Annotated in this window: 11 protein-coding genes and 2 pseudogenes; 8 read left to right on the top strand and 5 right to left on the bottom strand. The window is 71.6% G+C overall.

Translation table 11 applies throughout. The features are described from left to right. Window position 1: 1 nt before the first annotated feature. Window positions 2-1,411: a sensor histidine kinase gene (locus tag FDO69_RS39460; RefSeq protein ID WP_104788716.1), complete on the bottom strand. Its 1,410-nt coding sequence runs from the start codon at window positions 1,409-1,411 to the stop codon at window positions 2-4. After that, a complete protein-coding gene (locus FDO69_RS39455; protein ID WP_104788713.1) occupies window positions 1,408-2,076 on the bottom strand; it encodes a response regulator transcription factor in 669 nt (222 codons plus the stop codon). The genes FDO69_RS39460 and FDO69_RS39455 overlap by 4 nt, the downstream gene beginning before the upstream one ends. A gap of 116 nt (window positions 2,077-2,192) precedes the next feature. On the opposite strand from FDO69_RS39455, the gene FDO69_RS39450 reads away from it, so the two are divergent. Beyond that, entirely contained in the window at window positions 2,193-2,831 is a 639-nt protein-coding gene (locus tag FDO69_RS39450; RefSeq protein ID WP_104788711.1) for a PepSY domain-containing protein, read from the top strand. Between the two features lie 150 nt (window positions 2,832-2,981). Here the strand turns inward: FDO69_RS39450 and FDO69_RS39445 are convergent. Continuing rightward, window positions 2,982-3,158, bottom strand: a pseudogene (locus FDO69_RS39445) (FAD-dependent oxidoreductase); the annotation flags it as partial. Between FDO69_RS39445 and FDO69_RS39440 the strand changes: the two are divergent. Further along, a pseudogene (locus FDO69_RS39440) lies at window positions 3,159-3,443 on the top strand (TetR family transcriptional regulator C-terminal domain-containing protein); the annotation flags it as partial. Between the two features lie 267 nt (window positions 3,444-3,710). Here the strand turns inward: FDO69_RS39440 and meaB are convergent. Then, on the bottom strand, window positions 3,711-4,667 hold the full coding sequence (meaB, locus tag FDO69_RS39435; protein ID WP_104788708.1) for a methylmalonyl Co-A mutase-associated GTPase MeaB: 957 nt from the start codon (window positions 4,665-4,667) through the stop codon (window positions 3,711-3,713). Window positions 4,668-4,850: 183 nt separating this feature from the next. Continuing rightward, window positions 4,851-6,059 (bottom strand): acetyl-CoA C-acetyltransferase, encoded by a 1,209-nt coding sequence (locus FDO69_RS39430; protein WP_170321011.1) that lies wholly within the window; start codon window positions 6,057-6,059, stop codon window positions 4,851-4,853. A gap of 148 nt (window positions 6,060-6,207) precedes the next feature. Here FDO69_RS39430 and mce point away from each other — a divergent pair, with 148 nt between their 5' ends. The 6 genes from mce to FDO69_RS39400 all read left to right on the top strand — a co-directional run. Next, window positions 6,208-6,648, top strand: a complete 441-nt coding sequence (mce, locus tag FDO69_RS39425; RefSeq protein ID WP_030854295.1) for a methylmalonyl-CoA epimerase — start codon at window positions 6,208-6,210, stop codon at window positions 6,646-6,648. A 233-nt stretch (window positions 6,649-6,881) separates the two neighbouring features. Beyond that, window positions 6,882-10,829 carry a polarized growth protein Scy gene (scy, locus tag FDO69_RS39420; RefSeq protein ID WP_104788702.1) on the top strand — a complete coding sequence of 1,316 codons (3,948 nt, stop codon included), beginning with the start codon at window positions 6,882-6,884 and terminating at the stop codon, window positions 10,827-10,829. Window positions 10,830-11,025: 196 nt separating this feature from the next. Then, a complete protein-coding gene (locus tag FDO69_RS39415; RefSeq protein WP_031140747.1) occupies window positions 11,026-11,961 on the top strand; it encodes a coiled-coil domain-containing protein in 936 nt (311 codons plus the stop codon). A gap of 85 nt (window positions 11,962-12,046) precedes the next feature. Next, window positions 12,047-13,015 (top strand): ABC transporter ATP-binding protein, encoded by a 969-nt coding sequence (locus tag FDO69_RS39410; RefSeq protein WP_104788699.1) that lies wholly within the window; start codon window positions 12,047-12,049, stop codon window positions 13,013-13,015. Window positions 13,016-13,018: 3 nt separating this feature from the next. Beyond that, entirely contained in the window at window positions 13,019-13,789 is a 771-nt protein-coding gene (locus FDO69_RS39405) for an ABC transporter permease (RefSeq protein ID WP_104788696.1), read from the top strand. A 122-nt stretch (window positions 13,790-13,911) separates the two neighbouring features. Further along, the coding region (locus FDO69_RS39400; RefSeq protein ID WP_104788693.1) for an ABC transporter ATP-binding protein at window positions 13,912-15,081 on the top strand (1,170 nt) is incomplete at its 3' end.

Raw genomic sequence — 15,081 nt, 5'->3', positions numbered from 1 at the left:
GCTAAACGAGCGGCAGGCGGAGTTCGAACAGGGCTCCGCCTGCGGGCCCGCGTCCGGCCGTGAGCGTGCCGCCGTGCCGGACGGCGACGTCCCGGGCGATGGCGAGCCCCAGCCCGGCTCCGCCGTCGTCGCGGCTGCGGGCGGCGTCCAGCCGGACGAACCGTTCGAAGATCCGCTCCCGGTCGTCCTCGGGCACCCCGTCGCCGTCGTCGGCCACCCCGACCACGGCCCGGTCGCCCTCGCGCCGCACGCTCACGGTGACGGCCGACCGGGCATGCCGCTGGGCGTTGTCGAGCAGATTGGCCAGCACCCGCCCCAACTGCCCCCGCGATCCGGCCACCTCCACCGGCTCCGCGTCCACGGTGACACCCGTCCGGCCCTCGGCCTGCTCCCGGGCGAGTCCGGCGAGGTCGACCTGCGCGTCGCTGGGCCGCTCCCCCGCGTCCAGCCGGGCGAGCAGCAGCAGATCGGCCGCCAGCCGCTGCAACCGGACGGTGTCCTCCACGGCCCCGTCGAGGTCCAGCAGCTCGGGGTGCGCGGCGGCCACCTCCAGTTGTGTCCGCAGCGAGGCGATCGGACTGCGCAGCTCGTGGGAGGCGTCGGCGACGAACCGCCGCTGCCGCTCCACGGACGTCTCCAGCGCCGCGAGCGTCTCGTTGGTGGTGCTGGCGAGCCGGGCGATCTCGTCGTGCGTGTCCGGCTCCGGAACGCGCCGTGCGAGGTCCTCGGAGTGGGTGATCGCGGCCATCTCGCTCCGGATCCCCTCGACGGGCCGCAGGGCCCGCCGGGTGACCAGCCAGGTCACGGCCGCGACGACTGCGAGCAACAGTGGGAAACCGATCAGCATCACCGTCAGCGCGGTCCGCACGGCCCCATGCTCGGCGGCCAGCGGGGAACCGGCGTAGACCCTGAGGTGCCCGCGGTCGTGGGTCTCCACCTCGACGGCGGCGAAGCGGTAGTCCTCCGCGTCGCCGTCGATCGTCGCGGACCCGTTGCTGAAGACGCTCTCCCCGGAGATCTCACCGGGTTCGAGGGTCTCGCCCGCGTCCTCGGCGTCGTCATCGTCATCCTCGGTGGGCTTCACCGCCGGCTGCGGCTTCACCTGCCCGCTGTCGGTCCCGTTGATCTTCTCCAGATCCTCACTGGCCGCGACCAGCCGCCCGTGCTCGTCCAGGACCTGCACCGGCCCGTCGTCGCCGTCCAGCCCGGAGAGCTTGCCGTACGGCGTCCCCGCCGCGACCTCGGAGGCGACCGCCCGCGCGGCGCGCTCCGCCTGCGTACCGGCCTCGCCGATCAGGTTGGACCGCAGGGACAGCAGCACGGCGGCCCCGGCGGCGACGAGCGCCACCGCGACCACGAGGGTCGCTCCCAGCGTGGCCCGCGCCCGGACCGACCCGAACAACCGCCTCACGGTGACGTCTCCAGCCGGTAGCCGGCCCCGCGCACGGTCCGGATCAGCCCCGCCCGCAGCTTCCGCCGCAGCGTGCTGACGTACACCTCGACGATGTTCGGATCACCCTCGTACGCGAAGTCCCAGACGTGCTCCAGGATCTCGGACTTGGACACCACCTCGCCGGCCCGCAGCACGAGCTGCTCCAGCACGGAGAACTCCTTGGCGGTGAGGGCGATCTCGTCCTCACCGAGGAACACCCGGCGTGCCGCGGTGTCCACCTTCAGATCCCCGTGCACATGCACGGGTGAAGCCCCGGCACCCTGCCCTCGCCGCCGCAGCAGCGCCTTGACCCGGGCGACGAGCACGACGTACGAGAACGGCTTGGTCAGATAGTCGTCGGCACCGGTGTCGAGCCCCTCGGCCTCGTCGTACTCGCCGTCCTTGGCGGTCAGCATCAGGATCGGCACGTCGTGCCCGGCGGCCCGCAGGGCGGCGCAGACCCGGTAGCCGTTGAGGCCGGGCAGCATGATGTCGAGGATGACCAGGTCGTACGTGCCCTCCGAGGCCTGGTACAGCCCCTCCCGACCGTCGTGGACGACGTCCACGGCGTACCCCTCGGCCGTCAGGCCCCTGGCGAGCGACAGAGCCAGCCGCTTCTCGTCCTCCACGATCAACAGGCGCATGGGTAAAGAGTGGCAAAGGCAACCTGAAGATCCCTTCAGGGGGCTTCAGGTTCCTCTCAGCCTCCGTCGGCCAGAGTCGAAGACGTCGAAAACGAAACGACTCGGGAGGAATCCGCATGAAGCGCAACATCGTGATCGCCGCCGTGACCGCCGCCGCTCTGATCGGAGGCGGTACGGCGACGGCCCTCGCGACCACGGGGGACGACGGGGGCTCGGCGCGGCAGGCGGCCGGCACCCCGCTGTCGAAGGACGCGCAGGACGATCGCGACGACCGGGACGACGACACGGCCCGGGCCGCTTCCGCGGACGTCACGGCGTCCGAGGCCATCGCCTCCGCGCTGAAGCACACCTCGGGCACGGTGGTCTCCGCCGAGCTGGACGACGAGGACGACAGCGACAAGGTGATCTGGAAGGTCGACGTCCTGTCCGGCGACAACACCTGGCACAGCGTGAGCGTCGACCCGTCCAACGGCAAGGTCCTGGGCTCGCAGACCGACGACGAGGACGACACGGCGCACGTGCGGGCGGCTCTGAAGGGCTCCTCGGTGACCGCCGAGCAGGCCGCGAAGGCTGCCGCCGGCAAGGGTGTCGTGACGTCGGTCGACCTCGACGAGGACGGCAAGGACAAGTCCTGGGAGGCCGAGACCCGCACGTCCGGCGGGGCCGAGCAGGACTGGAAGGTCGACCTCACCTCGGGCAAGGTCACGGCGGACCGCTCCGACGCCCAGGACGACGACACCGACGACCAGGACTGACAGCCCCTGCCTGATTCCATCCGCCCCGGCGTCCATGCGGACGCCGGGGCGCGCACACCCCGGCGCAGCGGGGTCGGGTACGGGCGGGCTCGAGCAGACCCTGGTGGATGTCGGCGCGTCGTTCGCAGCGGAGGCGGGGCGCGAGTCGGGTCAGCTCAGGCGTGGTGGGACCCAGCCGTGGTGCCGAAGGATCATGCGCACGGCGGCGCGGGAGGGGGTCAGCCGCATCGCCGTGTTGCGCAGGGCGACGGCCAGCGGGTGGGAGAGCTGCTGTCCCATCCGCCCGGCCTGCCGGGCGGCCCGAGCGACAGCCTGACTGCGCGGACGGCCCAGCGACTCACCGGCGAGGGCCGCCGCCGTTCCCTCGCCCGCTACGCCTGCGCCGTCGAGAGCGTGCGCGACCCGGAGCTGCGCGCGATCCTCGTGCCCCGCGAGAACGCCGGCCGCGAAGCCGTCCGCCTGTTCCTCGCCGGGCACGGCGTGACGGACGTGGAGAACCGCACTCACACCCTGCTGACCTGCATCGACGGACTGGTATTCGACCGGCTGGTCAGCGGAGGCGAAGTCCCACGCGAGGCCCTCGAAGGCCTGGTCGCCGCAGCCCTGCGCTAGCCCCCGGCCAGAAGAGCCACGACGCGCCCGCACCCGCGTACGGCGAGAAGGGGCCGTGTCGGGGGGTGTCCGCCCGCAGCGGTTGGCGCGTCAACGCCAGTCAGTCGGTGAGAGACTCCATCGCGCCGTTCCGAGGACGGACACCCCCCGGCGCGGCCCCGACCCACCACCCGGCGACGGACGACGGACGAAGCGAACACGCACCCCGCCCCGCCCTGCCCCGGTCCGGTCCGGTCCGGTCCGGTCCGGCGAGCAGACGCCGGCGTCTCAGCCCTCCGTCAGCCCCGCCACCAGTTCGTCAGCCGCCCGGTAAGGATCCAGCTCACCCGAGATGATCCGCTCCGCCAGCGCCCCGAGTCGCCGGTCCCCGTGCAGGTCTCCGATGCGCTCCCGCAGCGCCGTCACCGCGATCGTCTCGACCTCCCGCGACGCCCGGGACAGACGCCGCTCCGCGAGCACGCCCCGCTCCTCCATCCAGGCCCGGTGCTTCTCCAGCGCCTCGACGACCTCGTCGACGCCCTCCCCCCGCGCGGCGACCGTCTTCACGATCGGCGGCCGCCAGTCACCCGGCCCCCGGGACTCCCCCAACCCCAGCATGTGGTTCAGCTCGCGAGCCGTCGCATCCGCCCCGTCCCGGTCCGCCTTGTTCACGACGTACACGTCGCCGATCTCCAGGATCCCGGCCTTGGCCGCCTGGATCCCGTCGCCCATCCCGGGCGCGAGCAGTACGACGGACGTGTCCGCCTGCGAGGCGATCTCCACCTCCGACTGCCCGACCCCCACCGTCTCGACCAGGATCACGTCACAGCCGGCGGCGTCCAGAACCCGGATCGCCTGCGGGGCAGCCCAGGCCAGCCCGCCCAGATGCCCGCGCGTCGCCATCGACCGGATGTACACGCCCGGGTCGGACGCGTGCTCCGACATCCGCACCCGGTCCCCGAGCAGCGCACCGCCCGAGAACGGGGACGACGGGTCCACGGCGAGCACGCCGACCCGCTTGTCCTGCTTGCGGTACGCGGAGACCAGCGCCGAGGTCGACGTGGACTTGCCGACCCCGGGCGACCCGGTCAGCCCCACCACGTACGCCCCACCCGTCAGGGGCGCGAGCGCCGCCATGACCTCCCGCAGCTGCGGGGACGCCCCCTCCACCAGGGAGATCAGCCGGGCCACGGCCCGCGGCCGGCCTTCCCTGGCCTGGGCAACCAGGGTGGAGACGTCCTGCATCACAGCTCCGTTCAGACGAGGGACGTACGAATAAGGGGGATGAACCGAGGAGGGACGTACCACCTACGGACGTCCCCCTGAGGGGCGAACCACCGGCGGACGACCCATGAGGGGCGAACCACCGGCGGACGACCCATCAGGGACGGACCACCGACGGACGTCCCAAGAGGGACGTACCCGGACTCAGGCCTTGGGCACGCGCACGATCAGCGCGTCACCCTGCCCGCCGCCACCGCACAGCGCGGCCGCACCCACGCCACCCCCACGCCGCTTCAGCTCCAGCGCGAGATGCAGCACCAGACGCGCGCCGGACATCCCGATCGGGTGACCCAGGGCAATCGCGCCACCGTTGACATTCACCTTTTCGGTGGACACTCCGAGGTCCTTCATGGACTGCACGGCGACCGCCGCGAACGCCTCGTTGATCTCGATGAGGTTGAGGTCCTCGACGCCCAGTCCCTCCTTCTTCAGCGCGTGCTGGATCGCGTTGGACGGCTGGGACTGGAGCGAGTTGTCCGGCCCGGCCACGTTCCCGTGCGCCCCGATCTCGGCGATCCACTCCAGGCCGAGCTCCTGCGCCTTGGCCTTGCTCATCACCACGACGGCGGCGGCGCCGTCGGAGATCTGCGAGGACGAACCGGCCGTGATCGTGCCGTCCTTGGCGAACGCCGGACGCAGCTTGCCGAGCGACTCGGCGGTCGTGTCACCGCGAATGCCCTCGTCCTTGCTGAACAGCACCGGGTCGCCCTTGCGCTGCGGGATCTCCACCGGGGTGATCTCGGCCTCGAACAGGCCGTTCTTCTGAGCCGCGGCGGCCCGCTGGTGCGACAGCGCGGCGATCTCGTCCTGCTCGGGCCGCGCGATGCCGAGGCGGGTGTTGTGCTTCTCCGTCGACTCGCCCATGGCGACACCCTCGAAGGAGTCGGTCAGACCGTCGTGGGCCATGGAGTCGAGCATCTGGACGGCGCCGTACTTGTAGCCCTCGCGGGACTTCGGCAGCAGGTGCGGGGCGTTGGTCATGGACTCCTGGCCGCCGGCGACGATCACGTCGAACTCACCCGCCCGGATGAGCTGGTCGGCGAGCGCGATGGCGTCGAGGCCGGACAGACACACCTTGTTGATGGTCAGAGCGGGCACGTTCATCGGGATGCCGGCCTTGACCGCGGCCTGACGGGCCGGGATCTGCCCCGCACCGGCCTGGAGCACCTGCCCCATGATCACGTACTGCACCTGGTCGCCGCCGATCCCCGCACGGTCGAGGGCGGCCTTGATCGCGAAGCCGCCGAGGTCGGCTCCGGAGAAGGACTTGAGTGAACCGAGCAACCGCCCCATGGGCGTACGCGCGCCCGCGACGATCACCGAGCTGTTCGCCTCAGAAGTTCCAGAAGACATGAGCTGCGATCCCCTTACCGGCTGCACAGCCGAGGAGTGAACGAGGGTTTACTTCGAATGTACTGAGTGGCACTCCGTGCCGTCATCGGGCCGTCGGTGTGATCGCGCGCACGTTGCGTAACCACCCCGGGGGCGCTGCACTGAATCCATGCTGACGCGAATCGACCACATCGGAATCGCCTGTTTCGACCTCGACAAGACCGTCGAGTTCTACCGTGCCACCTATGGCTTCGAGGTGTTCCACTCCGAGGTCAACGAGGAGCAGGGGGTGCGCGAGGCCATGCTCAAGATCAACGACACGTCCGACGGCGGCGCCTCCTACCTGCAGCTCCTGGAGCCGACCCGCGAGGACTCCACCGTCGCGAAGTGGCTCGCCAAGAACGGCGAGGGCGTCCACCACATCGCTTTCGGTACGGCAGATGTCGACGGTGACGCCGAGGAGATCAAGGGCAAGGGCGTACGCGTGCTGTACGAAGAGCCGCGAGTCGGTTCCATGGGGTCACGGATCACCTTCCTGCACCCCAAGGACTGTCATGGCGTACTGACAGAACTGGTCACTTCGGCGCCTGTTGAGTCACCTGAGCACTGACCCTCGTACATAGGGGCCGGTAGGGTTGGGGGCGGTCGCCGCTCAGTCCAGGGTGACCGCGGTCCCGCCGTGCGACGGCAGGACCACCGGGGTCCGGGTTTCGGGGGACGAGCGTCGGGGCAGCAGCCTCTGCTCCGCCGATGATCTGACACCATTCCCCGGGGGCCCCGTTCGGCGTATGGACGGAGCTCGTTCGGTAAGAGTTGCGACCAGGGGACGGATGGGACCGCGCAGTGCGGGGCTACGAGAGCCAGGAGCGAGAGCCGGCGGCTGACGTCGACCACCTCTCTCGGTTCGAAGCCGAGATGAAGCGGCTGAAGACCGAGCGGGAAAAGGCGATCCAGCACGCCGAGGACCTCGGCTACCAGGTCGAGGTGCTGCGCGCCAAGCTGCACGAGGCGCGGCGCACCATCATGACCCGGCCCTCTTTCGAGGGGGGCGACATCGGCTGGCAGGCCGAGCAGTTGCTCCGCAACGCGCAGGTGCAGGCCGACCAGATCCGTGCGGACGCCGACCGCGAGCTGAGCGAGGCCCGGGCCCAGACCCAGCGGATCCTCCAGGAGCACGCCGAGCAGGCGGCCCGGCTCCAGGCGGAGCTGCACCAGGAGGCGGTGACCCGCCGCCAGCAGCTGGACCAGGAGCTGTCCGAGCGCCGCCAGACGGTCGAGTCGCACGTCAACGAGAACGTTGCCTGGGCCGAGCAGCTGCGGGCGCGTACCGAGCAGCAGGCCCGCCGGCTGCTGGAGGAGTCCCGGGCCGAGGCCGAGCAGTCCCTGGCCACCGCCCGCGCCGAGGCCGAGCGGCTGGCGACGGAGGCGCGGCAGCGGCTGACGAGCGCGGCCGAGGAGGCCAGGGCCGAGGCCGAGCAGATCCTGCGCCGCGCCCGCACGGACGCCGAGCGCCTGCTCAACGCCGCCTCCACGCAGGCGCAGGAGGCCACGGACCACGCCGAGCAGCTGCGTACGTCGACCGTCACCGAGTCGGAGTCCGCGCGCCGCGAGGCCCAGGAGCTGAGCAGGGCCGCCGAGCAGCGGATGGCCGAGGCCGAGGAGGCGCTGCGCAAGGCGCAGACCGAGTCGGAGAAGCTGGTCACGGAGGCCAAGGAGGCCGCCGCCAAGGCCCTGGCGAGCGCCGAGTCCGCGAACGAGACGCGCACGCGCACCGCCAAGGAGCAGGTCGCCCGGCTGGTCGAGGAGGCCACGAAGGAGGCCGAGAACACCAAGTCCGAGGCCGAGCAGATCGTCGCCGACGCCAAGTCCGAGGCCGAGAAGATCGTCGCGGAGGCCTCCGAGAAGGCCCGCACGCTCACCGCCGAGGAGACCGCGACCCAGCTGTCCAAGGCGGCCAGGACCGCCGAGGAGGTCCTCGACAAGGCGTCGGAGGACGCCAAGAGGACCACCAAGGCCGCCGCCGAGGAGGCCGAGCGGATCCGCTCGGAGGCCGAGGCCGAGGCGGACCGGCTGCGGGCCGAGGCGCACGACATCGCCGAGCAGCTCAAGGGCGCGGCGAAGGACGACACCAAGGAGTACCGCGCCAAGACGGTCGAGCTGCAGGAGGAGGCCCGCCGGCTGCGCGGCGAGGCCGAGCAGCTGCGGGCGGACGCGGTCGACGAGGGCGAGAAGATCCGCGCCGAGGCCCGCAAGGAGGCCGTGGCGCAGATCGAGGAGGCGGCGAAGTCCGCCGAGGAGCTGCTCGCCAAGGCCAAGGCGGACGCGGACGAGCTGCGCACGACGGCCCAGGCGGACAGCGAGAAGGTCCGCACCGAGGCCATCGAGCGGGCGACGACCCTGCGCCGGCAGGCCGAGGAGACCCTGCAGCGCACCCGGCAGGAGGCCGAACGGCACCGCGAGGAGGTCGTCGAGCAGGCCGAGGCGCTCAAGGAGGACGCCGAGCGCGCGGCGCGGGAGCTGCACGAGGAGACCGAGCGGGCCATGGAGGCCCGTCGGGCGGAGGCCGCCGAGGAGCTGACCCGGCTCCAGACGGAGGCGGAGGAGCGGCTGACGGCCGCCGAGCAGGCGCTGTCGGCCGCCCGTGAGGAGGCCGCGCGGATCCGCCGCGAGGCCTCCGAGGAGAACGAGCGGCTGCGTGCCGAGGCCGCCGAGCGGATCCGTACGCTCCAGCAGCAGGCCGAGGCGGAGGCCGAGCGGCTGCGCGACGAGGCCGTGTCGGACGCGTCCGCGGCGCGTGCCGAGGGCGAGTCCGTCGCCGTACGGCTGCGCTCGGAGGCGGCGAACGAGGCCGAGCGGCTGAAGTCGGAGGCGCAGGAGAGCGCCGACCGGATGCGCGCGGAGGCGCAGTCCGCCGCCGAGCGGCTCGCCACGGAGGCGTCCGAGACGCTGGCCGCCGCCCAGGAGGAGGCCAACCGGCGTCGGCGCGAGGCCGAGGAAGTCCTCGGCAGCGCCCGCCAGGAGGCCGACCAGGAGCGCGAGCGGGCCCGCGAGCAGAGCGAGGAGCTGCTGGCCTCGGCGCGCAAGCGCGTGGAGGAGGCGCAGACCGAGGCCGTACGGCTGGTCGAGGAGGCCGACCGTCGTGCCACGGAGATGGTGTCGGCGGCCGAGCAGCACGCCCAGCAGGTCCGGGACTCCGTCGCGGGGCTGCACGAGCAGGCCCAGGAGGAGATCACCGGCCTGCGCTCCGCCGCCGAGCACGCGGCGGACCGTACCCGCCGGGAGGCCCAGGAGGAGGCGGACCGGGTCCGTTCCGACGCCTACGCCGAGCGCGAGCGGGCGAGCGAGGACGCGGGCCGGCTGCGGCGCGAGGCGCACGAGGAGTCCGAGGCCGCCAAGGCGCTCGCCGAGCGGACGATGACCGAGGCGATCTCGGAGGCGGAGCGGATCCGGGCGGAGGTCGCCGAGCACGCCCAGCGGGTGCGCACGGAGGCGTCGGACGCGATCGCCGAGGCGGAGCAGAGCGCCTCGCGCACCCGTGCGGACGCCCGGGAGGACGCCAACCGCATCCGGTCGGACGCGGCGACGCAGGCGGACACCCTCATCACCGAGGCGCGTAACGAGGCGGAGCGGCTCACCACCGAGACGGTCCAGGAGACCGACCGGCTGCGGATGGAGACGGTCAACGAGGCCGAGCGGGTCCGCACGGAGGCCCTGTCCGAGGCCGAGCGCGTCCGGTCCGAGGCGGCCACGGAGGCCGATCGGGTGCGGGCCGAGTCCGTGGCCAAGGCCGACCAGCTGGTCGCGGAGGCCACCGGCGAGGCGGAGCGGCTGCGGGCCGAGGCCGCCGAGACGGTCGGCTCGGCGCAGCAGCACGCCGAGCGGATCCGCCGCGAGGCCGAGCGCGTCAAGACGGACGCGGAGGCGGAGGCGGAGCGGCTCGTCGGCACCGCGCGCGAGGAGGCCGACCGCACGCTGGACGAGGCCCGCAAGGACGCCAACAAGCGGCGCTCCGAGGCGGCCGAGCAGGTCGACAAGCTCATCACGGAGACCACGGCCGAGGCGGACAAGCTGCTGACCGAGGCGCAGCAGCAGGCGCACAAGACCACCGCGGAGGCCGAGTCGCGGGCCGACACCATGGTGGGTGCGGCCCGCAAGGAGGCCGACCGGCTCGTCTCCGAGGCGACGGTCGAGGGCAACTCGCGGGTGGAGAAGGCCCGTACGGACGCCGACGAGCTGCTGGTCGGCGCACGCCGGGACGCCACGCAGATAAGGGAGCGGGCCGAGGAGCTGCGCGACCGCATCACCTCCGAGATCGAGGAACTGCACGAGCGGGCCCGTCGCGAGTCGGCCGAGACGATGAAGTCGGCGGGCGACCGCTGCGACGCGCTCGTCAAGGCGGCCGAGGAGCAGCTGGCGAAGGCGCAGGCGAAGGCCAAGGAGATCGTCTCGGAGGCCAATTCGGAGGCCGGCAAGGTGCGTATCGCCGCGGTGAAGAAGGCGGAGGGGCTGCTCAAGGAGGCCGAGCAGAAGAAGTCCACGCTGGTCCGCGAGGCCGAGGAGCTCAAGGCCGAGGCGATCCGCGAGGCCAAGCGCACGGTCGAGGAGGGCAAGCGCGAGCTGGAGGTCCTGGTCCGCCGCCGGGAGGACATCAACGCCGAGATCTCCCGTGTCCAGGACGTCCTGGAGGCGTTGGAATCCTTCGAGGCACCCACCGGCTCCAAGGACAACGGAGTCAAGGCGGGCGCGACGGTCGGCGCGCCCCGATCGGGTGGCAAGTCCTCGGACGGCTAGCGGTCGGGCCCGGGCCGGGGAGCCCGATTCCGGGGCCATCCGGGGGCTTTGACCAAGTTTTGGCAAGCGATCCGCCGCTTAGCCACTCAAAAGGGGTCTCATTTTCCAGATCAAACGCGCATCCGCTCGATGACACACCGTTTCGGCCCCTAGGATTCCACCTATCACCTCACCGGTCTCATTCGACAGGAACCCCATGAGCGACACTTCCCCCTACGGCTTCGAGCTTGTGCGGCGTGGATACGACCGCGCTCAGGTGGACGAACGTATCTCCAAGCTCGTCTCCGACCGTGACAGCGCTCTCGCCCGCATCACCGCTCTGGAAAAGCGCATCGAAGAGCTCCACCTCGAGACGCAGAACGCCCAGGCCCAGATCACCGACGCCGAGCCGTCGTACGCGGGTCTCGGTGCGCGCGTGGAGAAGATCCTCCGCCTCGCCGAGGAAGAGGCGAAGGACCTGCGCGAGGAGGCCCGGCGCGCGGCCGAGCAGCACCGCGAGCTCGCCGAGTCGGCGGCCCAGCAGGTGCGCAACGACGCCGAGTCGTACTCGGCGGAGCGCAAGGCGAAGGCCGAGGACGAGGGTCTGCGGATCGTCGAGAAGGCCAAGAGTGACGCTTCCCAGCTGCGTTCCGAGGCGCAGAAGGACGCGCAGTCCAAGCGTGAGGAGGCGGACGCCCTCTTCGAGGAGACCCGCGCCAAGGCCGCTCAGGCCGCCGCCGACTTCGAGACGAACCTCGCCAAGCGCCGCGAGCAGTCCGAGCGCGACCTGGCCTCCCGTCAGGCCAAGGCCGAGAAGCGCCTCGCCGAGATCGAGCACCGCGCCGAGCAGCTGCGTCTGGAGGCCGAGAAGCTGCGCACGGACGCCGAGCGCCGCGCCCGCCAGACCGTCGAGACGGCCCAGCGCCAGGCCGAGGACATCGTGGCCGACGCCAACGCCAAGGCCGACCGCATCCGTTCGGAATCCGAGCGCGAGCTGGCCGCCCTCACCAACCGCCGCGACAGCATCAACGCCCAGCTGACGAACGTCCGCGAGATGCTCGCGACGCTCACGGGCGCCGCGGTGGCCGCCGCCGGCACGCCGGCCGAGGACGAGCCGATCTCCCGTGGGGTCCCGGCCCAGCAGTCCCGGTAACACCGGGGTATACGGAGTCTGAACCTCCGCAAAGCCCTCTGCCGCTCGGGTGGCAGAGGGCTTTGCCACGCTCTAGCGTGGCGGCATGATTGAGCTCGAGGGGCTGACGAAGCGGTACGGCGAGAAGGTGGCGGTCAACAACCTGTCCTTCACCGTCAGACCGGGCATCGTCACCGGCTTCCTCGGGCCCAACGGCGCCGGCAAGTCCACGACCATGCGGATGATCCTGGGTCTCGACCACCCGACCGCCGGCGACGTCCGTATCGACGGCAAGCACTACCCCCAGCTCAAGGACCCGCTGACGTACATCGGCGCCCTGCTGGAGGCCAAGGCGTGGCACGGCGGGCGCACCGCCTACAACCACCTGCTGTGCCTCGCGCAGAGCAACGGCATTCCGCGCAGCCGAGTGCGGGAGGTGCTGGAGACGGTCGGGCTGACGGCGGTCGCGAAGAAGAAGACCAAGGGTTTCTCGATGGGCATGGGGCAGCGGCTCGGCATCGCGGCCGCGCTGCTCGGCGATCCGCGGATCCTGATGTTCGACGAGCCGGTCAACGGCCTCGACCCCGAGGGCATCCACTGGATCCGCACCCTGATGAAGTCGCTCGCCGCGCAGGGCCGGACCGTGTTCGTCTCCTCCCACCTGATGAGCGAGATGGCCCTGACGGCCGAACACCTCGTCGTCATCGGGCAGGGGCGGCTGCTCGCGGACACCTCCATGGCGGACTTCATCGACCGCAACTCACGCTCGTACGTCCGGGTCCGCAGCCCGCAGCGGGAGCGGCTGCTCGATGTGCTGCACCAGGCCGGGATCGTCGCCGTGGAGAGCGGTGACGGGGTACTGGAGGTGGACGGCGGCAAGGCCGAGCACATCGGTGAGCTGGCGGCGCAGCACCGGATCACGCTGCACGAGCTGAGCCCGCAACAGGCCTCGCTGGAGGAGGCGTTCATGCGGCTGACCGCGGAGTCGGTGGAGTACCACGCACACAGCGGGACGAGCGCGACGAGCCCCGAGCCACCGCGGCAGCAGTGGGGCGACGGCTGGAAGAGGGGCTGAGGCATGGCGGTGACGCAGGTCGTACGGTCGGAGTGGACCAAGATTCGGTCGGTGGCATCCACGGTGTGGACACTCTCGCTGGTGGTGGTCGTGACGGTCGCCCTCGGCATGCTGATCTCGGCGCTGTCGAAGAACGAGTTCGACTCGATGAACGCGCAGGACCGGGCGGAGTTCGACCCGACGTTCATCAGCTTCGCGGGGATGAGCCTGGGGCAGCTCGCGATGATCGTGTTCGGTGTGCTGGTCGTGTCGAACGAGTACAGCACGGGGATGATCCGCACCTCGCTGGCCGCGGTGCCGCAGCGCGGCTCCTTCCTGTTCAGCAAGATCGCCGTCGCCAGTGGGCTCGCCCTGCTGGTCGGGCTCGTCACCAGCTTCGCCGCCTTCTTCCTGGGGCAGGCGATGCTGGGCTCGCACCGGGCGGAGATCGGCGACCCGGGGGTGCTGCGGGCCGTGCTCGGCGGGGGCCTCTACATGGCGCTGATCGCGATGTTCTCCATGGGCGTCGCCGCGATGCTGCGCTCGCCGATGCTGTCGCTGGGCATCCTGATGCCGTTCTTCTTCCTGATCTCCAACATCCTGGGCAATGTCGACGCGACGAAGAAGGTCGGCCGGTATCTTCCCGACCAGGCCGGCAGCAAGATCATGCAGGTGGTCACGCCGATCGACGACGACACTCCGTACGGACCGTGGGGCGGCCTCGGGATCATGGGGCTGTGGGTGCTCGCGGCGCTCGTCGGCGGCTACGTGCTGCTGAGGAAGCGCGACGCCTAGAGGGACGGACAGGGCCCGACCTTTTACCTCCTCTTGGAAGGAACCGTCAGCGCCTCGATATCCTCCTAACCCTTACGGGGGCGTGTGCCCCGCTGTCCTGAACCTTGCGATGGGTGCGGAGCATGATCGAAGCAGTCGGCCTGACGAAGCGCTACGGCGACAAGACCGCTGTGTACAACCTTTCCTTCCAGGTGCGGCCGGGGGCCGTCACCGGCTTCCTCGGGCCGAACGGCTCGGGCAAGTCGACGACGATGCGCATGATCCTCGGCCTGGACAATCCGACGGCCGGGCAGGTGACGATCGGCGGCTATCCGTACCGCAGGCTGCCCAACGCCGCCCGGCAGGTCGGCGCCCTGCTGGACGCCAAGGCGGTGCACGGCGGCCGCTCCGCCCGCAACCACCTGCTGTCCCTCGCCCAGCTGTCGGGCATCCCGGCCCGGCGGGTGGACGAGGTGCTAGGGGTCGTCGGACTGCAGGACGTGGCCAAGAAGCGGTCCAAGGGCTTCTCCCTCGGCATGGGGCAGCGGCTCGGCATCGCCGCAGCGCTGCTCGGCGACCCGCAGGTACTGCTGTTCGACGAGCCGGTCAACGGCCTCGACCCCGAGGGCATCCTCTGGGTGCGCAACCTGATGAAGGCGCTGGCGGCGGAGGGCCGTACGGTCTTCGTCTCCTCCCACCTGATGAGCGAGATGGCGCTGACCGCCGACCACCTCATCGTCATCGGGCGCGGTCAGCTGCTCGCGGACATGAGCGTCACCGACTTCATCTCGGCGAACTCGGCGGACTTCGCGCGCGTGCGGACGCCCGACAGCGAGCCGCAGCAGCGCGAGAAGCTGTCGGCCGCGCTCACCGAGGCGGGCGGCCATGTGCTGCCCGAGCAGGACGGCGCGCTGCGCGTGACCGGGCTGCCGCTGCCCCGCATCAGCGACATCGCGCACGGCACCGACGTACGGCTGTGGGAGCTGTCGCCGCACCAGGCCTCCCTGGAGGAGGCGTACATGCGGATGACGCAGGGCGCCGTCGACTACCGCTCGACCATCGACCAGAAGGAAGGGCTTCAGCAGCCGCTGCCGCCCGGGGCGCAGCCGCCGATGCCGGTGCCCGGGCAGGGCCAACCGGGCTGGTACGCCCCGCCGCCGCCCCAGCAGGGCGGCGCGCCCTTCCCGGGCCCGCCGCAGGGCGCACCGGGCGGCGCACCGGGCCAGGCTCCGGCGGGCCCGTACGGCGCCCCGGGGGGTCACGGTGCCGTCCCGAGCGCCCCTGGCGCCCCCGTCCCGGGCACCCCCAACCCG

Source organism: Streptomyces tibetensis, assembly GCF_007655005.1.
In the GTDB taxonomy this organism is placed as follows: Bacteria; Actinomycetota; Actinomycetes; order Streptomycetales; family Streptomycetaceae; genus Streptomyces; species Streptomyces tibetensis.
The sequence above is the reverse complement of the archived record's forward strand: the minus strand, read 5'-3'. Positions and strand labels throughout refer to the sequence as shown.